The sequence below is a fragment of the uncultured Pontibacter sp. genome (assembly GCF_947499215.1).
Lineage (GTDB): Bacteria > Bacteroidota > Bacteroidia > Cytophagales > Hymenobacteraceae > Pontibacter.
In genome coordinates, this window is record NZ_CANMNI010000002.1 from 1,225,854 (window position 1) to 1,250,165 (window position 24,312).

At 49.7% G+C, this 24,312-nt stretch carries 19 protein-coding genes; 14 read left to right on the plus strand and 5 right to left on the minus strand.

Annotated features, from left to right (window positions below; translation table 11 throughout):
• The first annotated feature begins 53 nt into the window (after positions 1-53).
• From gldL to gldN, 3 genes are read left to right on the plus strand one after another with little or no spacing between them, the layout of a single operon-like run.
• Positions 54-851, plus strand: coding sequence for a gliding motility protein GldL (gldL, locus tag Q1A04_RS13490; protein ID WP_299706761.1), 798 nt, complete (start codon positions 54-56; stop codon positions 849-851).
• Positions 852-902: 51 nt separating this feature from the next.
• Positions 903-2,501, plus strand: coding sequence for a gliding motility protein GldM (gldM, locus tag Q1A04_RS13495; protein WP_299706764.1), 1,599 nt, complete (start codon positions 903-905; stop codon positions 2,499-2,501).
• Positions 2,502-2,525: 24 nt separating this feature from the next.
• Positions 2,526-3,383, plus strand: a complete 858-nt coding sequence (gene gldN / locus Q1A04_RS13500) for a gliding motility protein GldN (RefSeq protein WP_299706767.1) — start codon at positions 2,526-2,528, stop codon at positions 3,381-3,383.
• A gap of 228 nt (positions 3,384-3,611) precedes the next feature.
• Here gldN and uvrC read toward each other — a convergent pair whose 3' ends face one another.
• The 3 genes from uvrC to Q1A04_RS13515 are packed head-to-tail and all read right to left on the minus strand — an operon-like array spanning position 3,612 to position 10,629.
• Positions 3,612-5,429, minus strand: a complete 1,818-nt coding sequence (uvrC, locus tag Q1A04_RS13505; protein ID WP_299706770.1) for an excinuclease ABC subunit UvrC — start codon at positions 5,427-5,429, stop codon at positions 3,612-3,614.
• Positions 5,430-5,441: 12 nt separating this feature from the next.
• Positions 5,442-7,748, minus strand: coding sequence for a transglycosylase domain-containing protein (locus tag Q1A04_RS13510; RefSeq protein WP_299706773.1), 2,307 nt, complete (start codon positions 7,746-7,748; stop codon positions 5,442-5,444).
• Position 7,749: 1 nt separating this feature from the next.
• A complete protein-coding gene (locus tag Q1A04_RS13515; RefSeq protein WP_299706776.1) occupies positions 7,750-10,629 on the minus strand; it encodes a tetratricopeptide repeat protein in 2,880 nt (959 codons plus the stop codon).
• Positions 10,630-10,942: 313 nt separating this feature from the next.
• Here Q1A04_RS13515 and Q1A04_RS13520 point away from each other — a divergent pair, with 313 nt between their 5' ends.
• The 11 genes from Q1A04_RS13520 (at position 10,943) to Q1A04_RS13570 (ending at position 20,208) form a co-directional block, all read left to right on the plus strand.
• Positions 10,943-11,176 carry an AtpZ/AtpI family protein gene (locus tag Q1A04_RS13520; protein WP_299706779.1) on the plus strand — a complete coding sequence of 78 codons (234 nt, stop codon included), beginning with the start codon at positions 10,943-10,945 and terminating at the stop codon, positions 11,174-11,176.
• 3 nt (positions 11,177-11,179) lie between these two features.
• Positions 11,180-11,563 carry a hypothetical protein gene (locus Q1A04_RS13525; protein WP_299706782.1) on the plus strand — a complete coding sequence of 128 codons (384 nt, stop codon included), beginning with the start codon at positions 11,180-11,182 and terminating at the stop codon, positions 11,561-11,563.
• A gap of 44 nt (positions 11,564-11,607) precedes the next feature.
• On the plus strand, positions 11,608-12,645 hold the full coding sequence (gene atpB / locus Q1A04_RS13530) for a F0F1 ATP synthase subunit A (RefSeq protein ID WP_299706785.1): 1,038 nt from the start codon (positions 11,608-11,610) through the stop codon (positions 12,643-12,645).
• 37 nt (positions 12,646-12,682) lie between these two features.
• Positions 12,683-12,946 carry an ATP synthase F0 subunit C gene (gene atpE, locus Q1A04_RS13535; protein ID WP_007653345.1) on the plus strand — a complete coding sequence of 88 codons (264 nt, stop codon included), beginning with the start codon at positions 12,683-12,685 and terminating at the stop codon, positions 12,944-12,946.
• 133 nt (positions 12,947-13,079) lie between these two features.
• The gene (locus Q1A04_RS13540) at positions 13,080-13,574 is read left to right on the plus strand and encodes a F0F1 ATP synthase subunit B (protein WP_299706792.1); all 495 of its coding nucleotides are present in this window, start codon (positions 13,080-13,082) and stop codon (positions 13,572-13,574) included.
• Between the two features lie 49 nt (positions 13,575-13,623).
• Positions 13,624-14,181, plus strand: coding sequence for an ATP synthase F1 subunit delta (gene atpH / locus Q1A04_RS13545; protein ID WP_299706795.1), 558 nt, complete (start codon positions 13,624-13,626; stop codon positions 14,179-14,181).
• Between the two features lie 2 nt (positions 14,182-14,183).
• Positions 14,184-15,764 carry a F0F1 ATP synthase subunit alpha gene (gene atpA, locus Q1A04_RS13550; RefSeq protein WP_299706797.1) on the plus strand — a complete coding sequence of 527 codons (1,581 nt, stop codon included), beginning with the start codon at positions 14,184-14,186 and terminating at the stop codon, positions 15,762-15,764.
• A gap of 69 nt (positions 15,765-15,833) precedes the next feature.
• Positions 15,834-16,721: an ATP synthase F1 subunit gamma gene (atpG, locus tag Q1A04_RS13555; protein WP_299706800.1), complete on the plus strand. Its 888-nt coding sequence runs from the start codon at positions 15,834-15,836 to the stop codon at positions 16,719-16,721.
• A 170-nt stretch (positions 16,722-16,891) separates the two neighbouring features.
• Positions 16,892-18,586 (plus strand): alkaline phosphatase PafA, encoded by a 1,695-nt coding sequence (pafA, locus tag Q1A04_RS13560; RefSeq protein ID WP_299706803.1) that lies wholly within the window; start codon positions 16,892-16,894, stop codon positions 18,584-18,586.
• Between the two features lie 51 nt (positions 18,587-18,637).
• Complete coding sequence (locus Q1A04_RS13565; protein WP_299706806.1) at positions 18,638-19,207, plus strand: inorganic diphosphatase; 570 nt, start codon at positions 18,638-18,640, stop codon at positions 19,205-19,207.
• A 113-nt stretch (positions 19,208-19,320) separates the two neighbouring features.
• Positions 19,321-20,208 (plus strand): hypothetical protein, encoded by an 888-nt coding sequence (locus Q1A04_RS13570; protein WP_299706809.1) that lies wholly within the window; start codon positions 19,321-19,323, stop codon positions 20,206-20,208.
• On the opposite strand, the gene Q1A04_RS13575 is transcribed toward Q1A04_RS13570, so the two are convergent.
• Positions 20,190-21,716, minus strand: a complete 1,527-nt coding sequence (locus tag Q1A04_RS13575) for an NAD(P)H-hydrate dehydratase (protein ID WP_299706812.1) — start codon at positions 21,714-21,716, stop codon at positions 20,190-20,192. The two genes, Q1A04_RS13570 and Q1A04_RS13575, sit on opposite strands and share 19 nt — an antisense overlap.
• A gap of 126 nt (positions 21,717-21,842) precedes the next feature.
• Complete coding sequence (locus Q1A04_RS13580; protein ID WP_299706814.1) at positions 21,843-24,257, minus strand: DUF5686 and carboxypeptidase-like regulatory domain-containing protein; 2,415 nt, start codon at positions 24,255-24,257, stop codon at positions 21,843-21,845.
• Positions 24,258-24,312 lie beyond the last annotated feature (55 nt).

Genomic DNA, 24,312 nt, shown 5'->3' on the forward strand with positions numbered 1-24,312 from the left:
TAAAAAATCTATAAATAATACCCAATCGTTCACAATTAATTTTTGAAAACAAAATGAGCAAAGCTAGAGGTCGCAGTTTCTTGTACGACGTGTTGATGCCCAAAGTGTATGGTCTTGGTGCCGCAGTCGTAATTATTGGTGCATTGTTTAAAATTCAGCACTGGCCAGGTGCCGATATAATGCTGATCGTTGGTCTCGGTACAGAAGCCGTGATCTTTGCGCTAAGTGCATTCCAGCCACAACCGCATGATCCAGATTGGGCAAAAGTATATCCTCAGCTTGCTGATGACTATGCCGGAGACGCTCTTATTCCTGCAACAGCTTCAAATAACACGTCAGTTACTAAAGAGCTTGACAAAATGATGCGTGATGCTGATATCACGCCTGATACCATCAACACACTTGGTCTTGGTCTGAACAGACTGAGCGAGACTGCTGCGCAGATGGCTGATTTGAGCCAAGCTACTGCTGCAACAAATGAGTACGGCCTGCGCGTGCAAGCTGCCGGTGACCAGCTTGGTCGCATCACGGAAGCCTATGCTACAACAGCAGATGCACTTTCTAAAATGGCAGGTGCTACAACAGATGCACAGGAGTACCACAACCAAGTGCAGAGCATGACAAGAAACTTAGGTGCTTTGAACGCTGTTTATGAAATGGAGCTTCAGGATGCCAACAACCACCTGAAAGCAATGAACAAGTTCTACGGCAACTTGAGCATGGCCATGGAAAACCTGACTGATGCCAGCAAAGACACAGAGCAGTTCAAGCAGGAAGTTTCTAAGTTGACGCATAACCTACACTCACTGAACACAGTGTATGGTAACATGCTGACAGCCATGAAAGGTTAATTCCGACGCATTCCTAAATCAACAAGAAAACAACAGTAATTTAAGTATAAAATGGCTGGAGGAAAAGAGACACCACGGCAGAAGATGATCGGTATGATGTACTTAGTACTGACCGCACTTCTCGCCCTGCAAGTGAACTCTGCTATCCTGTTAAAGTTCCAGTTTATCGATGAAAGTCTTAAGGACGTAAACGATAAGACAATAACAGATAACAGCGGAGTTGTAACTAATATTAAATCAAAGGTCAGCGAAGGCGGTAACCGAGACAAAGACAAAGTTGTACTCGAGAGCGCTAATGCTGTAAGACAACAGACCTCTGAACTGGTCAACTTTATTCGTAGTACCCGTGACATGCTCGTACAAAAAGCTGGCGGTATGAATGAAGATGGAACAGGATACGCAAATCCAAGTGCAGAGGATTTAGTTGCCATCAACATGATTGGACCTGCAAGCGCTAAAAATGGCGCTGCTTATGACTTAGAGCAACGGTTGAACAACTATGCGAAGTTCATGAAGCAGTACAACCCGAACATGCCGGAAGTACTGGCTCGTGATGGAAAGACTGACCCAATGGCATCTAAGGACCGTAGCCAGCGCAACAAAGACTTTGCGCAGCTGAACTTCGAAGCGACTCCACTGGTAGCTGCACTGGCTACGCTTTCTCAGAAAGAAGCGGAAGTTTTGAAGTACGAAGCTGATGCCCTGCAGAACCTTGCGCAGAGAGTTGGTGCTGACATCATCAAGTTTGAGAAAATCTTCGCGATGGCACGTGCTGAGTCTAAGACGGTAGCTGCCGGTACAAAGTATAGAGCAGAAATGTTCATTGCAGCTTCTTCAGATGCCATAACACCAACTATGACTTATAATGGTAAGCCTCTAAATGTAGTAGATGGTAAAGGTATAGTAGAATTTACAGCTGCTGCCTCTAACTATGATGCAGACGGTAACTCAAAGCAGACTTGGAAAGGTCAGGTTATCATCGATAAAAATGGTGAAAAAGAGGTTCTGCCTGTTGAAGAAACCTACATTGTCGCGAAGCCAGTTATTCAGGTACAGTCAGCTTCCGTTCAAGCACTTTATTTCCAGTGCGCTAACGAACTGAACGTACAAGTACCAGCTCTTGGTGCGGTTTACGACCCTAGTTTCTCTGCAGCAGGTGGTTCTGCCATCAAAGGTGCTAAGAAAGGACAGGTTACAATTATCCCGAACTCTACCGAGGTGAAACTCAACGTGAGCAGCGGTGGCAATGCAATTGGTACTGAGACTTTCAAAGTACGTCCGATTCCTCGTCCATCTCTTGCTACACTGGTAAATGGCAAGCCTGTTGATCAGAAGCGTGGTATCCCAGCTCAGTCTATCAGAGCGGTAGAGATACAAGCGATTCCTGAAGAAGGTTTCAAACAATTTTTGCCTAACGAAGCGCGTTACAGAGTAACAAAGTGGAGAGCATTCTTGGTAAGAGGTTCGCAGCCAGTAGATCAGGCAGAATTCTCAAGCCCTAAAGGTGACTTAAGCAGATTCGCGGCCAAAGCTGGAAAAGGTGACAGAGTAACAATCGAGGTAATGGAAGTAAAGCGTCTTAATTACCAAGGAAACCCAGTGTCGGCAAATGCTGCAGGCGACGGTATCTTCACAATACCACTTAACTAACAAGATTAGAAGCTTACAAGGAGTATGAAACTAATAAAAGCAATAGGTGTAGCAGCGGGTATATTGTTCTCTTTCGGGGCAGTGGCTCAGCAAGTGTCTACCACGCAGTCAAGCAATCCATCAGCCAGACCTATTCCAGAGTCAGACGTTCTGTTCAAGAAAACAGTATGGCGTAAAATTGATTTGCGCGAAAAGCAAAACAGACCACTGTTTTCTGAAAACAGAGAAATCACCAAAATTTTGATCGAAGCTGTCAAAAGCGGCGAGTTGGTGGCTTACAAAACAGACTCAGTAAATGTGCCATTAAGCAGAGAAGAATTCCTTGAAAACATGACCGCCAAAGATATGGGCGGTGGGTTGACAGAAGAGGAAATCGCGGCTGGTTTTGGTCAGGAAGAGGAAGAAGAGGATGCTTGGGGTGCTGCCCTAGGTGCAGAAGCTACCCAAGATGCTGCTCCTGTAAGCAACGAATACTTTGCAAAGCAGCTATACCTGCTAGAGTTGAAAGAGAACGTAGTTTTCGATAAGAAGCGCTCTCGTATGTACCATGACATCCAGACAATCAGCATTAAAGTACCATCAACGCTTAATCCACTGGGTTTTGAGCAGACGGTAGGAAGCTTTAAAATGAGTGATTTGGTGAAGGTTTTCAGAAACAATCCTGAAACTGCCATCTGGTACAACGCTCAGAACGATGCACAGCACAAAAACTTGGCTGATGCGTTCGATCTGTGGCTGTTCAGCTCTTACATCACAAAGATCTCTAACCCGGGCGACAGAGCATTGGGCGATATTTACGGTGGTGGCAAGAAAGGCCTTTTGGCTGCGCAAGATGCACTGGAAGCACTCATCGAATATGAGTATAGCTTGTGGAGCTACTAATTGTAAGACAATCATAGAAAAGGGAGATCTGAAAAGATCTCCCTTTTTTTATTCCAATAGGTTATGAATACCAACGAAGAATCAGTTTAGTTAAAGTTAGAAGAATGGCAAAATCAGCATAGAGCAATCCTTGGATGAAACTAACGCAAAAAGTAATGTAGCAGGAAAGTGGCTAAGCTTAAGGGAGAAATTTTTAGAGCAACAAAAAGTAACAAATAGATAGCCGAACTAAGCAAGACCTTCTGAACCATGAAAATGGTCGTAAAGTATCTGCGCTTTACGCTGGCCTACTTCAGCGGTAAGTTCCACCAAAGTCAGTTCTTTTAACTTCTTTACTGATCTGAATTTCTGCAGCAGCGCATCAGCTGTAGTAGGGCCTATACCTTTTACTTCTGTCAGTTCAGTTTTCAAAGTGCCCGCATCGCGGCGGGAACGGTGGAAAGTGATGGCAAAACGGTGCGCTTCGTTGCGCAGACGCTGTATCAACATTAGCGACTCTGACTTCTTGTCGATATATAGCGGTAGTTTGTCTCCCGGATAAAAAATCTCTTCCAGACGCTTGGCTATACCTACGATCGCAATCTTTCCCCAAAGGTCAAGATCTTTGAGCGCCTTGACTGCAAAACTCAATTGCCCCTTACCCCCATCAATAATGATCAATTGCGGCAACGGCTGATTCTCTTCTATAAGCCTTTTATAGCGACGTGTTACCACCTCATACATGGACTCAAAGTCATTGGGGCCAACAACGGACTTGATATGAAAATGTCGGTAATCCTTTTTGCTAGGTTTGCCATTTTTGAAACAAACCATCGAGGCAACCGGATTATCACCCTGAAAGTTGGAATTGTCAAAGCATTCGATCTGACGAGGCAACTCGGTAAGGCGCAGATCCTTCTTCATGGTTTCCAATACTCGGATCTCTCGCTGCTCACTAAGACCCTTGTTCTGCTCTTGCCTGCCCTCGCGCTCTTTGCGCAGGTATAGGGCATTCTTGAGCGAAAGATTCAACAGCTTGCGCTTATCCCCTATCTGTGGCTGGGTCACGGTAATGTTATCAAGCGGAAGCGAGAGTTCGATGTTGGTGATGATCTCACGGGAAGTACTTTCAAACTCATGGCGCAGTTGTACGATCACAGAAGCCAGCAAGTCCTCATCCGACTCATCCAGCTTTTTGTGCAGTTCCAGAGACTGCGTCTGGATGATAGAGCCATTCATTACTTTTAAGTAGTTCACAAATGCACACTTCTCATTGGATGAAATGGTAAAGACATCAATGTTTGATAGCGTGTTGCTGACAACAGTGGACTTGGCCTGATAGTCTTCGAGCATATCCAGCTTCTGTTTATACTGATGTGCTACTTCAAACTGATACTCGGCAGCAGCCGTGGCCATTCGTTCTTTAAAATAAGTCTTAGCTATGGATAAGTTTCCCGAAAGGATACTCTTGATCTGGGCAATGTATTGGTTGTAAGTAGTCTCATCTACTAAATCCTCACAAGGACCTTTGCAATTACCAATGTGATATTCCAGACATACCTTAAACTTACCAGCGGCTATATTCTCAGGGGATAAGTTATAGGTACAGGTGCGCAGGGGGTATAGCGTCCGGATCAGGTCCAACACGATGTGCATGGTAGTACCGCTCGGGTAAGGGCCGAAGTAGCGGGAGCCGTCGTTTATCTTGTTGCGCGTGCTGATCACCCTTGGGAAGCGCTCATTCACGATACAAATGTAAGGATAGGTCTTCCCATCCTTCAGCAGGATGTTATACTTAGGCTGGTATTGTTTGATCAGGTTGTTTTCCAGCAGAAAGGCATCGGCTTCGGTATCCACAATAGTGAACTCGATGTCCTTGATCTTGGAGATCAGTTTAAGCGTCTTTTTGTTATGCTGGGCAGAGCGATTGAAATAGGAGCTAACACGCTTCCTTATGTCAATCGCCTTGCCTACATAGATGATGCCTTCATCATCAAAAAACTTATAAATGCCCGGTTTATGTGGTAAATGGGAAATCTTCTCCCGCAACTTCTCGTTTGCAGCCATGCTTAATTTTCATTAGAAAGCATCTAAGTCGATCGGGGCAGGTACTTGGTAGAACTCATCCTGCTGCAGGGAGTCTACCGACATGCCGTTGTTGTACTTAGAACAATCTAATTCTACCGATAAAGGCGTAGAAGGTTTAGGGAATGGGTCCTTGGATACTTCCAGCGTCTTGTCAGCATAAACTTTCTGCATGAAGTTTCCATAGATCGGCATGGCCAGTTTGTTACCCTGCCCCAGAGCAATGGTACGGAAGTGGATAGAACGGTCGTCACCGCCAACCCAAGCACCGGCTACCAAATCAGGGGTTATACCCATGAACCAAGCATCAGAGTAGTTCTGGGTTGTACCTGTCTTGCCGCCTATTTCATTCTTGAGGCCATTGCGGTGGCGCAGACCGTAGTAGGCGGTTCCTCCCGGCTCAGCGGCGGCTTTCAGCATGTGCACCATCATATAGGCAGTCTCTTCGCTCAAGGCATCAACTGTCTTCGGCACAAACTCTTGCAACACGTTGCCATGCTTGTCTTCAATGCGCGTAATGAAATTCGGCTCGGTCCAAGTACCGTTGTTTACAAAAGTACCATAGGCGCCTACCATGTCGTAAAGCGTTACGTCATTCACACCCAAGGCAAGCGAAGGGTTCGCCTCAAGCGGTGTGGTTATACCCATACGCTTGGCCGTTCTCACCAGCGTTTCAGCTCCTAGTTTGTTCACCAAGAAGGCAGAGATCGAGTTAACAGACTCCGCCAAGGCTTTGCGCAGCGTGAATTTCTCGCCAGAGAACTTGTTGTCAGCATTGTTAGGGCACCACATGGTGCCATCGCCCAAAGGTATACAGGTCTGCGTGTCGATTACTTCGTAGCAAGGGTAGTAGCCATTTTCGATAGCGGCCGTGTACAGGAATGGCTTAAACGTAGAGCCCGGCTGACGAGCGCCCTGTTTCACATGGTCATACTTGAAGTGCTTGTAATTGATGCCACCTACCCAAGCCTTGATGTGGCCTGTTTGAGGCTCCATCGCCAAGAAGCCTGTTTGCAGGTAGTGTTTATAATGCTTCAATGAGTCGAGTGGGCTCATCTCTACTTCCTTCTCACCATCATAAGTAAAGATGGTCATCGGGATCTTTTTGTTCAGGTAATAGTTAATGGAGTCCTGATTGCCTTGAAATTGCCTGTTAAGATTGCGATAGCGGTCAGTGCGCCTAATGGCAGTTTGCAGGTAGTTCGGGATTTCCTTGCCCTGACGGTCGATCCACGGGTTACGGCCTTTCCAGTGCGAGAAGAACTCTTTCTGGCGGTCTTTCATATGCTCTTCCACGGCCTCCTCCGCATAGCGCTGCATGCGTGAGTCGATGGTAGTATAGATCTTCAGACCATCGGCATACAGGTCATAGCCATTCTCGCGGCACCACTTCAGCAAATACTTGCTGGCTTCGGTGCGGAAGTATGGGGCAAGTCCGATGTTCTGGTTCTCGACGCGGTAATTCAACTTAATGTCAGTTTCTTTCAGGCCATCGTACTCAGCCTGCGTCATGAAGCCGTATTTCACCATCTGCGAAAGCACCACGTTGCGACGGCGCTTCGAATTCTCCGGGTTGAAGCGTGGGCTGTAGAAGTTCGGGTTCTTGAACAGACCCACCAGTACAGCTGATTCCTGTACTTCCAGATCGTTGGCATCCTTGCCAAAGAAAGTCTTGGCAGCAGACTGCAGACCGAAGGCATTGCTGCCAAACTCAAACACATTGAGGTACATGGTCATGATTTCCTGCTTGGTATAGGACTGCTCCAGCTTCACGGCCATGATCCACTCTTTGGTCTTGTGTATCAGCGTGCGGAAACCCGGCTTATCATTGAGATAACCACCATTTAACTCTTCGCCACGGGTACGGAACAGGTTTTTAGCCAGCTGCTGTGTAATAGTACTACCCCCACCTTTGGAGCTACCGATCATAAGAGAGCCAGCCACACGTGCCATGGCCTCAGGGTCTATACCAGAGTGCTCCTCAAAGCGGATATCCTCTGTTGCCATGAGGGCATGCACAAAGTTTTCTGGCAGATCCGTGAAGTCTATTGGCGTGCGGTTTTCGCGGAAATACTTGCCCAGTTCCTTGTTGTCGGCTGAGTAGAGCACAGAGGATAGGGCGCTCTTTGGATTTTCGAGTGAGCGCATGTTCGGCAGCTCCCCGAACAGGTTCAGGAAGTTAACGCTAACGGCGTATATGTATAGGATGAACACAGCTAGGCCGCTCAGGAAGAGGAGCCAGAGTGTGGAAATGATCTTCGGGAATACCGTTTTTGGTTTTGGGCGCGTGGTTGTTGCCATGTTAATTATTCGTTCTGAAGTAATTCAGATATTCTTCTACATCCTTCTTCTGAAGCAACTTCTGCCAGTTGTCGGATGATATTGCAAAGGTAAGGAATTCTACGCCTCGGATTCTGCCAATTGGAGATTGTGGCGCTTTTTGTTTTATGTTATAAGCCTGTGCCTCTTTCATATTCGGGAATGCCCGCAGCAGCAGAATTCCCCTGTTGCCATCGAATGGCTGCTCTTCTAAAGTAAGTGACTGGTTGCGGAAGTAGGTGTTGTTATACTTCTCGAATTTTGCAACGATGTCCTTAAAAGCAGCATTCTCATTCGGGTAGATCATAACAAAGTAATAAGCCGAGTCGGGTGCATTGGTATAGGCCATTGGATCGGTGGCTGGGCTCGGTAACTCAGGGTCTACAGCTGGGGCTGCCTGCGCTGTGGTATCCGGAGCCAAGGTCGTGCCAGAACTGATAGCCGATGTGGTGTCTGGGGTAGTGCCAACTGTTGGCTCAGGCACGGTATTGGCCGCAGGGCGTTGTGGGTTTCGCCCATTTAGAGCGGCATTGCGTTCTCTTGCTCTTGCCAGCGCAATGTTACTATTCACGCGCTGTTCTGGTGAGCGCTCGTCCACCAGCTGGGCGGTAGGGGGCGCCGGAACATCCTCGCGGAGCTGTTGCTTGCTTTCGAGCTCCTTATAACTGGCCAACAGCTGGTCGGCACGAGGTGTAAGTGGGCTCGAGGGGTACTGTTGCTTGAATTGCAGTAACTGTTCGCGGAGTAGCTGCGGTTTTTCGGAGCGAGCCGTGATCATCACACGCAAAAAGGCCACTTTATCAGGTATGTCGTTGAGCGGGTACATCCTGTTCAGGTCTGTTAATAGAGCGGTTGCCTGCTGGTATTCCCCTTGACCATATTGTGCAAAAGCCGAGTCATACAGCGCGTGCGCTTTGATGTTGTCGAGGGCGTTCTGGCTCATGTAGTTCGGGTCATCCACCAATTTGGCGTAGATGGTATTCGGGTACTGCTGCTTTATCTTATTATAGTAGGCGGTTTTCTGCTCACTGCCCGCACGGCTGTAGATCAGGTATAGGCTATAATGCGCCTCGGCCGCATACTCAGAGTGCGGGAAGCGCTGCAGGAACTGCTCGTAGGTGGCGGTGGCTTCTTCCTGAGAGTTTAGTTTCTGTGCATAGATGTTGCCCAAGCGGAACATCGCATCTTCCACCATCTTCTCGGATTGCTGTATGGCCAGTGTAGTGGTAGGAATGTTCTGCAAGTAAGTATCCACCTGTGTTTGTAGGCGAGCGCTGCGGCTTTCTTCAGTTTCACCAGCTTCTTCGGTTGGCTGTTCTGCAACTACGGTTTCTTCCTGTCCCCCGCCTGTTTCGCCTCGGCTCAGGAGGCGCCAGTTGTCCTGCAGCGGACGGTCACCCCAGCGGCGCTGGAACTCAGAGCGGGCTGTCGCCATTGCGGCGGGGTTGTCAAAATAGAAAACACCCGTGTTGCCTCCGTTTCCGCCTATAGTAGTGGTGTTGTTTCGTCCGCCCACGCTAACGGCTGCCTGTTGTTCTTGTGAGCGTCGGGCGCTGCGCTGTTTTTCCTGCTCTAGTTGACGAGCCTGCTCCTGCTGACGCATCTCCTCTTCCACTTGCACAAGGTTCTGCACAAAGGCCAAACGCTCTCCCTCGCTCATACGCGCCAGTTGCTGCAGGCTGTCCTGTGTCTGTATCGTATTGAACTGTTTGGCGAAGTCAGTGAGAATGTTGCGGCGCTCGAGCACCTGCTCATACTCCATGGCCTGCTGCGGGTATACCTGCACGGCACTGTCGTAATAGGCCTGCGCCAGATCGTACTTGTTCAGGTTCTCGAAATAGACCTCACCGGCCAACAGGTAGGTATAGGCTTTCTGGTTTGGAAGTGAGCCCGGCGTTTTGAGGGAAGCTTCAATGTTCTGCAGCGCTTTGTCGAAATGCTGCTGGCGGCGCTCGAACACGGCCATCTCGTAATAGATCTTGTCGCGGTACTCCGTGTTCTTCTCGTCGCGGAGCATTTTCTGATAATAGCCCGCTATGCGGTTCAGGTCCTGTGCGTCATCCAGTTCTGATACCTGACCAAGGTATAGCCTGCTGAAAAAACCAAGATCGTAAGGTGGATTGCGTTTCAGGATGCGGCTATACTGTTGATAGGCTTCTTTGCTTTGTCCGCGGTCCTGATACAGGCGTGCCAGCGAGAAACGCACACGCGATTGATTGTCTTTCTCAGTAAAGTTGGGCAGCGACAGTTCCAAGTTCTCCATAACGGCAGCGGTATCGCCCTGCATCAGGTGGTACTGGGCGCGGGCAAGGTATAGCTCGCGGGCATTGTCGCGGTTCAGGCGCTCCTTGCGCAGAAACTCTGACACCTGCCAAGCATTGTCCGTCTCGCCGAGTTTCATAAAAGAGCGCATCAGCCACACCAGCGCCTCATGTTTCACGTGGCGGTCTTTGCCGGTGGAGTTCACATAGCGGAAGGTCTGTGCCGCCTCCGGGAAGTTAAGCTCATAGAAGCGCACCTTGCCGATGAGCAAATAACTATCATCAATCCACTTGCTGTTGGCGTGGTACTGTATCGGGAAGGAGGCCTTTTTGATCACATCCTCCAGATCTGCGGCGTGTGCCTTATAGGTAGTGGAGTCGATGGGCGGAAATATGGGCAGCGGCCGGTTGAAGTCATACACGGTCTGGTCCTGTACGCTCTTCTCGATGGCGTCGAGTTTCTCTTTGGCTAGGAAATAGCCGTTATAGCGGGCCGTCGTGTTATGATAAGCCTTGCTGAGCGGATTGTTACGTTCAGCGGAACAGCCTGCCAATACGAGACAGACCAACACGAGGAGTATATAAAGCGAGTTTTTGCTCAAAATATCGATAATGTGCAGCGTGAGTTCGGCAACCCTATCACTTATTTATAACGCCGCGCCTATACCTGAAAGTATTCGGGCTATACAAGGATGAGAGGTTCTAAGCCATTTACAAAAATACAATAATATGCCAATTATGTAAGGGCCTGTGAAGAAAGCCTGAAGCTCGCTATTGAACTATAGAAAACCGGAAATGGTTTCAGGCGGAAAATGCCATTAGTGAGGCCATAAAATTTGGCTAAATGAGAGGGTGTTGCAGGTAAGCCCATGAAAAAAGCGTAATTTTGCAAATCCTTGAAAAACAAAACGGAGCATGTCACAGCCAGATGAACAAAAGCAAAAGCGCGAGGATTCTTTTAAGGGCTATCTGAAGTACTCAGGTCTGGCCTTCCAGATGATCGGGGCGATGGTGCTGGCCGCTTGGGCCGGGTCGAAGCTGGACGAGAGCATGGGTAATAGGAATCCGTGGATGACGATCGTGCTGCTGGTAGTGGCCGTGGTGGCGTCGATGGTGTTGGTAATCGTATCTTTAAATAAAAAGCAGTAATAAGTGAAGTTTTTCAGAAACCTCCTCATTTTTACGGGTATTGTGAGCATCGGCATCGGCTTGCTCTCCCATTTTACCGGCACAGCGCTGGTGCATTCCCTTGTCTGGTATATCCTGATTTTTTTTGTACTGGTCACAGCGCTTGCGTATTACGTGTCGCGGCTGGGTGTAAGCTATGACCCGGATAACTTCCAGTTGTACTACTTCGGCTCAATGGGCTTCCGGATGATTCTGAGCATAGCCGTAATCTTTATTTACGTGTTCATGTACTCTGAGAACGAGCTACAGTTCGTTTTCAACTTCTTTGCATTATATTTTCTATTTACCGGGTTTGAAATCTACAGCTTAATAACTAACTTCGCACCGCAATTGAAAAAGCAAAACTAGAAATAGCTTTTGCAGATTTTAACTTTGCTTCTAAATCTCTCTTAATGAAGAAGTTATTTATTTTACTGTTTTCCTTCCTGACGATCACTGCTTATGCAGAGGCTCCGGTTGAAGGCGGCGAGTTCAAGCCAGGCGATATGATTACCCATCACATCGCGGATGATTACAACTGGCATTTTGCCGATGGTGTAACGCTTTACCTTCCTGTTATCCTGATTGATAACGGTCAGCCACAGGTGTTTTCATCGAGTAACTTCTATGACGAGAACCACGAACTGGTGCCTTACAATGGCTACATGGTGAGCCATGGTCATATCTACCGCGCTGATGCCAATGGCCAGCCGGCGGCAGACCAGTCTTCTCTGATTGATATCTCTATTACTAAAAACGTGGCTTCTCTTTTCCTTAGTGTTGCCTTGTTGTTTGCAGTGTTCTTCACGATCGCCGGAAGCTACAAGACAAACCAAGGCAAGGCCCCAAGAGGCATCCAGTCTTTCTTTGAGCCAATCATCATCTTCATTCGTGATGAAATCGCTAAAGCGAACATCGGTCCGAAGTACGAGCGCTACATGCCATACCTGCTGACGGTGTTCTTCTTTATCTGGTTCAACAACCTGCTCGGTTTGATGCCGGGTGGTGCTAACTTGACAGGTAATATCGCGGTAACGCTGGTGCTGGCTACCCTGACGCTCTTGATTACCGTGTTTAGCGGCAACAAGGGCTACTGGAAGCACATCTTCGCTACACCAGGCGTGCCGGTATGGCTGGCTCCGATCATGATCCCGGTTGAATTGATCGGTATCATCACCAAGCCATTCTCCCTGATGGTTCGTCTTTTCGCCAACATCACGGCGGGTCACATTATCATCTTGTCTTTGTTTAGCTTGATCTTTATTTTCCAGAGCATTGCAGTAGGTCCTTTGAGCGTGGCGTTCGCTACTTTCATGAACTTCCTCGAATTGTTCGTGGCATTACTTCAAGCTTATATCTTCACGCTACTGTCAGCGATGTACTTCGGTGGCGCGGTGGAAGAGCACGATCACGTGGGCGATCATGGTCACGGAGACGGTACGCATCATTAATCTGTTTTCTTTTTTTTAACTATATATAACTATAATTATGTTAGCAATTTTGCTTCAAGCAGTAGCCGCTACAACTGACTTCGGTTTGGCTATCATGGGTGCCGGTATCGGCGCTGGTCTGGTTGCCCTTGGCGCTGGTTTGGGTATCGGTAGAATCGGTGGCTCTGCCATGGAATCTATCGCGCGTCAGCCAGAAGCTGGTGGTAAGATCCAGACTGCTATGATTATCGCGGCTGCCCTTATCGAAGGTGTTGCACTTTTCGGTGTGGTAGTTTGCTTGCTAATCTCTTTCAAAGGCTAATAACCTTTGTATTGGTCTCTCGTCCGGACGCATGGTCCGGACGGAGAGATCAAACCTTAGTTAAATAGTTAAGAGCAATGCCGGAGAAAAACCGGTGAACTGATTAGAACCTAATTATTCAAATTCATACACAATGGAATTAGTAACCCCAGGTATAGGTTTAATTTTCTGGCAGACGGTGACCTTCGTCATCGTGCTGTTCCTGCTTTCTAAGTTCGCTTGGAAGCCTATCATGACTGCACTGCATGAGCGTGAGGCTTCTATTGAGAATGCATTGAGCGCTGCTGAGAAAGCAAAGCTTGAGATGCAGGGCCTGAAGGCTGAGAACGAAAAACTACTGGCTGAAGCCCGTATGGAGCGTGACAAGATTTTGAAGGAAGCTTCAGACGCTGGAAACGCCCTGATCGAGACTGCTAAGCAAAAGGCAAACGAAGAAGGCGGCCGCATGATCGCACAGGCGCGTGAGTCTATCGAGAATGAGAAGCGTGCCGCTATCACGGAAGTGAAGAATATGGCTGCTGCTCTTTCTGTGGATATCGCTGAGCGTATCCTGCGCAAAGAACTTAGCAATCCGCAGGCACAGCAGGAGCTAGCCAAGGACTATATCAACGAAGTAACGCTTAACTAATCGTATCACATAGTCGGACCATTTAGTGGTGCGACCATAATAAAGCAATATGTCAGAAATAAGAGTTGCTTCCAGATACGCAAAGTCACTGATTGAACTGGCACAGGAGAGAGGTGTTTTGGAGCAGGTGAAGGCGGACATGGATTTGTTTGCAAAAACGCTGGACCAGAACAGGGACCTAAGACTCCTGTTTCGCAATCCAGTTGTGAAGTCAGACAAGAAACTGGCCGTAATCAACGCACTGTTCAAAGGCAAGGTAAACGACCTTACCTTGGCTTTCTTTGGCATTGTGGCCCGTAAAGGCCGTGAGTCGGTACTGGAGTTTATCGCACCGGAGTTCGTGAAACAGTACAACGTGTACGAAGGCATTACAACTGCCAGCGTAACCACGGCAGTGCCATTGACAGAAGAACTACGCAATGAGCTTGGTCAGCGACTGGTAACCCAGACTGGTCAGCGTGTGGAGTTAGAAGAGAAAATTGACCCGTCACTTATCGGAGGTTTCGTACTCCGCGTTGGCGATCAGCAAATAGACAGCTCTGTGAAGTATAACCTGAACAAGCTGAGAAATAAATTTAAAGACAACCCCTATATCAATAAATTATAATCATGGCAGAAGTAAGACCTGACGAAGTATCAGCCATACTAAGAGAGCAGCTATCTGGCTTCCGTTCTGAGGCAGAACTGGAAGAAGTTGGTACAGTACTGCAAGTGGGTGACGGTGTCGCTCGTATCTATGGCCTTTCCAAAGCACAGTCTGGTGAGCTATTAGAGTTTGAGAACGGACTTCAGGCGCTTGTTCTGAACTTGGAAGAAGACAATGTAGGTGCCGTAATGCTTGGCGACTACAGCGAAATCAAAGAGGGTGCTACTGTAAGAAGAACCAACCGTATCGCCTCTGTGAAAGTTGGTGACGGCATCATTGGCCGTGTGGTAAACACACTGGGCCAACCGATCGACGGTAAAGGTCCTGTAGCTGGCGACCTGTACGAAATGCCATTGGAGCGTAAAGCACCAGGTGTGGTATTCCGTCAGCCGGTAAACGAGCCAATGCAGACTGGTATCAAGGCGATTGACTCCATGATTCCAATCGGCCGTGGCCAGCGTGAGTTGATCATCGGTGACCGTCAGACAGGTAAGTCTGCCGTTGCGATTGACACAATCCTGAACCAGCGTGAGTTCTTTGAAAAAGGACAGCCTGTGTTCTGTATATATGTAGCCGTAGGTCAGAAAGCTTCAACTGTAGCACAGGTTGTGAAGTCCTTGACTGAAGGTGGTGCGATGGATTACACAGTAGTAGTTGCGGCTTCTGCTTCTGATCCAGCTCCAATGCAGTTCTTTGCTCCATTTACTGGTGCGGCTATTGGTGAGTTCTTCCGTGATACCGGCCGTCCTGCACTGGTTGTTTATGACGACCTTTCCAAGCAGGCCGTAGCTTACCGCGAAGTTTCTCTACTTCTTCGTCGTCCTCCAGGGCGTGAAGCTTATCCTGGTGACGTATTCTACCTGCACTCCCGTCTATTGGAGCGTGCCGCTAAGGTAAACGCATCTGATGAGATCGCTCGCAACATGAACGACTTACCAGAGTCAATCCGTCACTTGGTAAAAGGTGGTGGTTCTTTGACAGCTCTTCCGATCATCGAGACGCAGGCTGGTGACGTTTCCGCTTATATCCCAACGAACGTGATTTCGATCACGGATGGTCAGATCTTCTTGGAGACCAACCTATTCAACTCAGGTATCCGTCCTGCGATTAACGTAGGTATCTCTGTATCGCGTGTGGGTGGTAACGCTCAGATCAAGGCGATGAAGAAAGTATCCGGTACGCTGAAGCTTGACCAAGCGCAGTTCCGTGAACTGGAAGCGTTTGCGAAATTCGGTTCTGACCTTGATGCTGCGACTAAGCTGACAATTGAGCGTGGCCGTCGTAACCTTGAGATCCTGAAGCAGCCACAGTTCTCCCCAGTGTCAGTTTCTGAGCAGGTAGCCATTATCTACTGTGCTACAAACGGTCTGTTGGACAACGTGCCTGTATCTGAAGTTAGAACTTTCGAGAAAGACTTCCTGCGCACCATGCGTGCTCAGCACCAAGACACATTGAACGCGCTGTTGGCCGGTAAACTGGACGACGAGACGACAGGTGTTATCAAGCAGGTAGCCAGAGAGCTTTCTGCCCGTTACAAAAAGTAATATTTAGTTATGAGTTAGAGACTGCCGGCAAGAGGCGGTCTCTAACTTTATGCTCATAACATATAAAATATGGCAAGTTTAAAAGAGGTTAGAAGCCGCATCACATCCGTATCGTCGACTCAGCAGATCACCAAAGCCATGAAAATGGTGGCGGCTGCCAAGCTAAGACGCGCTCAGGACAACATTCTGAGAATGCGTCCTTATGCACAGCGACTGGGTGGCATCCTGACTAACCTGTCTTCCCTGTCCGAGGGTTCGGTGTCTAATATCTACTCTGAGAAGCGCGATGCAAACAGAGTGTTGGTAATCGTGGTGACATCTGACCGTGGTCTGGCTGGTGCTTTTAACTCTAACATTATTAAAGCAGCCAACTACTTGGCGCAGAATAAGTACCGCAGCCAACTGGAAGCTGGTAACCTGACTTTCCTGACGATTGGCCGCAAAGGCTTTGAAGCACTGAGCAAGCGTGGTTATAAAGTGATAGGTGACTACACCGGAACTTTCTCCAGTTTGTCATTCGACACTGTGCGCGTAGCCGCTGAGCGTGCTATGAACGGTTTTGTGGCAGGTGAATTTGACCAAGTAGACCTCATTTATAATGAGTTCAAAAACGTGGCCACTCAGATTGTGCGTACGGAGCAGTTCCTGCCAATCGAAGAGAAGCCAGTGGAAGAAACAGCCAACGCCACCATTCCGGACTATGCCTTTGAACCATCGAAAGAGCAGATCATAGAGGAACTTATACCGAAATCGTTGAAGATTCAGGTATACAAAGCCGTGCTGGAGTCTAACGCTTCGGAGCACGGTGCCCGAATGACCGCTATGGACAAAGCGACAGAAAACGCTGGCGAACTTCTGAAAGAGCTAAAGCTGACATACAACAGGACGCGTCAGGCGGCCATCACCAAAGAGATTCTAGAGATCGTGGGTGGTGCAGAGGCGCTTGCTTCAGAATAAGAAGAAAGTCAACCAATATAAAAGCAACGCCCATCAACTCCGGTGGGCGTTCTTTTTTTGGGGATATAATACACTTGTGTTATATTTTTGTTAAAACATCGATAGGAGTTTGCTACAGAGTGAAAAGACTGTAGTTCAACGCTATCTTTGAGGAAACCAACTACATACACATGAAGAAAGTACGATCCGGGTTAAAGGCACTTGTGGCAGTGGTGCTAGTAGTAAGTATGCAAGCCTGCGCTTCTACAACAAGCAACGCATCTGCTGACAAGACAGTAACTTCGGTACACGGTGTGGAGTCTCGCCCGAAACTGGTGGTGGGCATTGTGGTGGATCAAATGCGCTACGACTTTCTGTACCGCTACTGGGACAAGTATAGTGAAGGTGGTTTCAAGCGCTTGGTTCGCCAAGGCTATAATTTCAAAAATACACAGTATAGCTATGTGCCAACCTACACTGGTCCGGGCCATGCTTCTATCTATACCGGAAGCGTTCCGGCTCTAAATGGCATTATAGGAAACTCTTGGTATGACCGTAATACCGGTGCATCGATTTACTGTGTAGAGGACAAGTCTGTCAAGACTGTGGGGAGTACTTCAGACGCAGGATTAATGTCTCCCAAAAATCTGCTGACCACTACTATTACGGATGAGCTTCGCCTGTCGAACAACATGCAGTCGAAGGTGGTGGGGATTGCGCTGAAAGATAGAGGCGCCGTATTACCAGCTGGCCACACGGCTAACGGAGCCTATTGGTTCGACTCACCATCCGGCAATTGGATCACCAGCACGTTCTATGCCAACGAACTGCCTGCATGGGTGCAGGAGTTTAACAACCAAAAACATCCGGACAAGCTTTTAAGTGAAGTGTGGAACACTTTGCTGCCTATAGAACAGTACACTGAAAGCACAGCGGATGACGTGGAATGGGAACGCCCCCTGTCGGGTGAGGATCGCCCTGTATTCCCGCATAACATACCAGCCATACGCAAAAAAGATTATGAGCTGATCCGCTCTATACCTGCAGGAAACACGTTGACCACAGATTTTGCATTGGCGGCGTTGCAGGGGGAGAACATGGGCAAAGGAAACCACACCGATTTTCTGGCGCTTAGCTACTCCACCCCAGACTACACAGGCCATTCATTCGGCCCTAATTCCATCGAAGTGCAGGACATATACCTGCGTCTTGACCGGGAAATTGAAGAGCTGATTAATGTGCTGGAAAAAGAGATTGGGAAGGACAACCTGCTAATCTTCCTAACAGCTGACCATGGCGCGGCTCATGTGCCGGCCTACATGGAATCCCACAACATTCCGGCAGGTATAGCCACATCAAGCATCATGCGTGACTCCTTGGAGCAGCACCTGAACAAAATGTTTGGCAAGGGCCGCTGGGTAGAGCGCTATACCAACCAACAGGTATACCTAGACCGTAAGACGATAGAGGGTAAGAAGCTTAACAGAATTGAAGTACAGGAAGCCGCAGCCAACTACGTCATGCGATTTGATGGCATTGCAAGAGCGATTTCTGCCGATGCTATACAGCGTGCAGGATGGGCGAGTGGCCTGATGTCGCGTTTGGAGAGCGGCTATAACGCGCAGCGCTCCGGCGACGTGATCGTGGTACTGCAGCCGGGCTGGTTTGAAGGCTACGGCAGTGGTCCGCAAAAAGGCACGACACACGGATCCTACAGCAACTACGACACGCATGTGCCGCTGGTGTGGTATGGCTGGAAGGTGAAACCCGGTGAAAGCTCCATAGAAGCGGCCGTGGCTGACATAGCGCCTACCATCGCTTCGTGGCTTTACATACAGGAACCTAACGGAAGCGTCGGGAAGCCTTTGCAAGAATTTATGAAATAACATTATATGCTGGAGCAATGGGCTCGGCAACGTTTTTAGAATAAGATTATAATGATGGAGAATTTAGAAAGAAATAACCCATGGCATAGCGTAAGCTATGGTGAAGAGGCCCCGGCAGTCGTTACTGCCATTATTGAGATTCCGAAGGGTTCGAAAGCCAAGTACGAACTGGACAAAGAAAGCGGTATGCTGAAATTGGACCGCGTGCTTTTCTCGTCGGTGAACTACCCTGCCAACTACGGATTTATACCTAAGACATACTGCGACGACAAAGACCCGCTTGATATTCTGGTGATCTGCTCGCTTGATGTGGTTCCTATGTGTTTGATCGACGCGAAGGTGATCGGTGTGATGCGCATGATCGACAACAACGAGGAAGACGACAAGATCATCGCCGTGGCTAACAACGACATGTCGGTACGCCACATCAACGATATCTCTGAGTTGCCGCCGCACACGCTATTGGAAATGCGCCGTTTCTTTGAAGACTACAAAAAACTGGAGCACAAAGAGGTAATCGTAGAGCAGTTCCTCGGTCGTGAGCCAGCTTACGAGATTATCGAAGAGAGCATTAGACTTTACAATGCCACTTTCGGCGAAACCGAACCAAAGACAATCTAAGCCTTTACCTTTCCTGATAAGCCTGACGTAGCGTTACACCTGCATCAGGCTTTTTTCATTTAAGGATACGCTATACCTTTGAACGCTGCGCCCTATTTGCGTAATGCATAAGAGTGAGAGATAGAAACCATACCGTGACGGAAAACAACAGCAGTGCTGCGCTGGCTTGGATCAAAGCCGGGGTGGAGGCGTTGCTGTACAGCAGCGTGTTCATTTCGCTCTGCGCTTTTGGCCTCACAGTGGAAACCTATCTGCTCACCGGACTGGAGGTGTCTTTGCCGATGGCGGGCTTTGTGTTTCTGGCCACGCTCTTTACCTACAACATAAGCAGCCTACAGCGAACATGGCATGGCTGGAGCGCTGCACGGCATCACCAATCTTGGGTCATACGACACCAACAGCAACTGGCTATACTGGCCTTGCTGAGTCTATCCGGTGCCATTGCCCTGTTTTTCATCTACAGACTGCGGATTAACCTGTGGTTTGTGCTGGTACTGGCTTTCGTGTCAGTGGGGTATACGGTGCCGCTGCTTTACAAGCGCATCAGGCCTTTCAGAAGCGTGCCCTTGCTAAAAGTGTTTCTGATCGCTTTGGTGTGGTCTGCTGTAACCGTACTCTTTCCGCTGATAGATGCCGGAGTGACAACAGATAACGCTGTGCTGGTGCTCTGGCTGCGGCGCTTCCTGTTCATACTGGCGCTGGCGCTCCTGTTTGATATCCGAGACTATACCTACGACCGAAGTACCCGCACACTCACTTTTCCGGGGCTGATCGGGGAAGGCTATACCCGTTTGCTTTCACTAGCGCTGCTGTTGCTATACCTGTTGCTCATAATTGGTACAGAAGAAGGGAGGGTGATGGTTAGTCTGCTAGCTGGAACGCTGGTGGCGGGATTAATTGTGTGGAATGCTTCGGAAGAGAAGCCCAGAATATACTATGCCCTGTTAGCTGACGGCGCTATGCTGGTACACTTCGCCTTCGTTTATTTAGCCATCTCCTGAGAGCGGCTCAGGCACTGGAAAGCCTGCGGAAGCTGTTCGATCACATCAGAAGCGATTAACGAAATCTCCCCAACAGCAGCCTTGGCCAGATCGCCCGCCAAGCCGTGCACGTACACACCCAGTATACAGGCATCCTTCAAGCTGTACTGCTGCGCGACCAAAGCCGTGATAATGCCGGTCAGTACATCGCCTGTGCCTCCGGTAGCCATTCCCGCATTGCCGGTCGTGTTAAAAAAGATATCGCCGTCTGGTGTGGCAATAGCCGAGTGGCTCCCTTTTAGGACTATATAGCAGTGGTATACCCGACAAAACTCCCGCATCTCCTCCAGACGCTCGTACTCATTCTTGCTTTCGCAGACAAGCCGCTCAAATTCCTTTGGGTGAGGTGTGAAGATTACCTTGTCCTTGGGGAGTTGGGCTTTGAGTTTGTCGCTGCTGGCAATCAGGTTGATGGCATCGGCATCGATCACCAGTGGTTTATCGGAAGTCGCAAGAAGCTGGCCAAGCAGGGTTTTGGTCATGCGCTCCGTGCCTATACCCGGTCCTATACCGATGGCGTTGTGTTTGTCTATTTGCTCGGGGAGTTTAGATACATGCTTGCGGTGTTGGTCCGGTAGTAACATCGCTTCGGGCACGGCGGTCTGTAGCACATCATAACCGATGCTAGGTACTTGCACTGAAAGTAGGCCAACCCCGCTGCGCAAGCAGGCCCGCGCAGCCAGTACAGCGGCGCCTATTTTACCATAGCCGCCACAGATTAGCAGGGCATGCCCAAAGGTGCCTTTGTGCGAGAATTTGCTACGCGGCTTCAACAAACGCTGCACTTCCTGCTGTGTGGTATAATGGAAACTGGTATTGGCCTCCTCAATGTAGCCCGGACTTAACCCAATCGACACCACATGCCAATCACCCACATACCGCTCGTGCTGCGGAAGGAAGAAAGCCAGCTTGGGCAATTCAAAACTGACCGTGTGTGTAGCCTGCACCATAGCGCCTTCGCCGGGTGTCTGCTTGTCGGTGTAGAGACCGGAGGGTATATCAATCGCCGTGATAGAGGCCCTGCTATCGTTAAGGTGGTTAATAACATCGGCAAACAGGCCCGTGACTGGTCGGGTAAGGCCTGTACCAAACAAGGCATCGATCACACAGACTTCGGCAGGTATAGCGGGCAGGTCATCTTTGCTGTTGATGGTATGCGGTGGCACTTCGTGCGGCAATCTGTCGCGGTTGATCTGAAAGTCCCCGGAGGTCTTGCTCCCTTCGTTCACAAGGTATACCTGCACATCGTAGAGGCGCTGGTGCAGGAGCCGGGCAACCACCAGTCCGTCGCCACCGTTGTTGCCGGGGCCGCAGAAGATGTAGATAGGGCGCTCTGGTGTAAATTTGTTTTCAAACCACCCGGTAAAAGCCCTTCCTGCCCGCTCCATTAGTTCCACAGAGGCAATGCCTTCCTCACGGATGGTTTGTGCATCGGCTTCTCGGGTCTGGTCTGCAGAAAGGATCTTCATATCTGTTTTCTATACTATGGATGTGTAAGATGGTTGTGTTGGTAGCTGCAGTTGCCGCACCTTTCCTGTTGCCTAAGGAGAGGATTGGAGGATTACCCAGCAGGGCTAGATAGTTCGTTTCGAACCTCAGAAAGCGATCGTCGCTGTCAGCTTCAATTTCAAATTGTCCTTCGCCGTTGGCAGCGCATAAGGGCCGTAGCGGTAAAAGGCGCCAACGCCTACACCGGAGAAAGCGGAACTGATGACGTTGTTGAGCATGAGACCGGACTCAAAGAAACCTTTGCGCATGTTAGGGTACTCTAGCGGGAGCAGATCAGGTATAGGCTGCCGCAGATCGCCGATACCGATATTCTGCACGAGCACAAGGTCCGGTTTGAAGAACTTGGTGCGAAGCAGGCGCTTGCCCAAGTCCTGACTCAGGAAAAGGGCGGCGTAGCGGTCAGAGAAAAACTCATAGGGGCGCATCGTTTCAAAACCCTCACCGGCATACACGTTGTAAGTGGAGCTGTAACTGCCGTAGCCATTGTACAGACTCACGAATGGAGCATCGCCCTGCAACAGACCGCCTGCCAGTGTAACAGTGGTTTCGCCTAAGCTGCGCTGCCGGAACGTACCTTCAGCCCTTAAATCCAGCTTGTTATAGGTATAGCCGTCGCTGTTGAGGGCGTCTATACCTTGGGTGTACTGCAGCCACAACACTGGGTATGGCGTGGACATGGGCATCGTACGGTTAAAGAGCTGCATGTACTGCTCGCCGTAAGCAAAGCGCATGCCCACAGTCGCTTCTGTGATGTTGAACTCAGGTAGGCGCACATCCGAATCCGGAGCGAATAACGGAAGCGTCGGGCGGCGCTGCTCCTGTCGCAATCCGGCTTGCAACTGCACAAAGCGCAGCATACGGCCAGACAAGGCAACACTGCGCTGGGTGCTGTAATCGAGATGGTTCAGGATGGCCGGACGCAGATCTCTGAGTAGAGATCGCTCCCGGAAAGGCAGTCGTCTTCCGCCGGGCTCGTCCACATCCTCAGCAAATGCCGCCGAAAGCGTGAATTCAGAAGGTTTGTGCAACACAATAGTGGCATCGGCGCCGTACTTGTATTCTTTGTCCCGCAGGCCGTAGCCCCAGTAGCCGCCTACTGTGAACCGCTCCGAGAGTAGGTTATTTGTATGCGCCCCTATACCTAAGCGCATTCCCTCGAAGCGGCTTACCTTAAACAGGCGGTTTAGGTCGAGACTGATGGGGCCCACTGGGATCTGCTTGGCCATCAGGTACTCCATGGTCCGGATGGTGCGGTCGAGTTTCTGCTCTCGGCCCACGCTGTCGAGCCGCTGATAGGTAACCTGCTCCTTGCTTGACAGCGAATCGGGGCGGTACTGCTGCCAGAGTTGCTCGGGCTGTCGCCACGCGTCGGGCCGCTGCTCCAACGCGATAATGCCAAAGTCGCTTCGCCGCAGCGGAGGGCTGAGATTCACATTGGTGATGTAGGTGCGGATGTGGCCGTAAGGCTGGTGGCCCCGCATGTAGATCTGCTGCACGGTTATCTCCACATCCAACTCGGAGGGGAACCACTGGCGGTTGTCCACTTTCACGAACTGCTGCTGCAACTTCAGTCCCCGCTTGTCGTCGGCATAGGACTCTGCCACCACATTCTGTACGGCCCAGCCGTCGCTGTTGATGTAGAGAAGTCCTTTCAGCCCGTCGAAGTTTTTGCCTTGCTGTGGCGCATAGGAGATGATGAAAACTGTGTCCTGTCCCACCACTGCCGCCTCTTGCAGCACAAAGTCATACCGCCGGATGCTGCCGTTGCTCAACGGACTCAGGTAGCGCTTGCCAAAGAACACCGGCATGTCGTCATATACTGAGAACTCCCGCGCCTCTGCGGCCACTACCCCAAAGCTCGGCTGTTGCAGCCCCGACACACGGGTGGCCAGTATGGTCTCTTTCGAGAAGTTCGGACTCAGGTGCGCATAGTCGGTGATGCTCTCCATCAAAAAGAGGTGCTGCTTGGCTAGCAGGTCGCGCATGCGCAGGGTGGAGGAGTCCTCTGGCGAAAGGTTGAGTGTGTCGCTCAGGTCCAAGTCCTCGGGAGGATTGGCAGTGAGGATAAACTTGTTGTAAGTGCGGTAGGTGTAGGCCGGAATGTTTTCCGGTCGATTGCGGTCGCGATTCTGGTTGGCCAGCTGAATGATGCGGTGCGCCGGGTTCACGCCGGAGCGGATGACGACTTCCTTTAACTGGGCCGCGGCAGGGTATAGTGCCATGTCAATTTGAGAAAGGGAGTCAGGTATAGCCGTCTGCGCAGTATAGCCTACATAGCTGAAACGCAGACTCGTAATAGGCCGGCTGTGCCTGATCTGGTACTGCCCCTCTAGGTTGGAGGTGGTGCCTGTTTCGCCTTCGTTTACCACAATGCTCACAAAGGGCAGCCTTTCGCGGGTGTTGGCGTCGCGTACGGTGCCTTGCACAGCGTATACCTGCGCCGTGGCCATGGCGGAGTGCAAACAAAGGTAAAGCAGTAATAACAGGTGGCGTACAGGCATGCAGTAAAGATATAAAAAGAATTGGCGCCTACCCACAGCTGGAGAGGCGCCAAGT